1 protein-coding gene is annotated in these 220 nt (G+C 69.1%); it reads right to left on the bottom strand.

The features are described from left to right. Positions 1 to 220: DUF1403 family protein (locus CWO89_RS45570; protein ID WP_130584507.1), on the bottom strand; the 220-nt coding region annotated here is incomplete at both ends.

The raw sequence follows: 220 nt of genomic DNA, 5'->3' as shown, positions 1-220 counted from the left end.
AAGTCGGCCGTCCCGTGAGCTCGCGCACCGCGCCGAGCGACACCAGCCGTTCGAATAGCCGTCGCGTGCTGCGGTCGCTCGCCATCTTGCCGGCGCCGGTGGACTGGGCGTCTTCCACCATCAGGATCGCCACCATCATGCCGGCATCCCTGCCGCGCAGCTTCGGCGCGACCGCCAGCAGACGTGTCGCCCGCCGTGCGAGATCGTTGTAGAGGTCGAT

The organism is Bradyrhizobium sp. Leo170, from assembly GCF_004296405.1.
Lineage (GTDB): Bacteria > Pseudomonadota > Alphaproteobacteria > Rhizobiales > Xanthobacteraceae > Bradyrhizobium.
The sequence above is the reverse complement of the archived record's forward strand: the minus strand, read 5'-3'. Positions and strand labels throughout refer to the sequence as shown.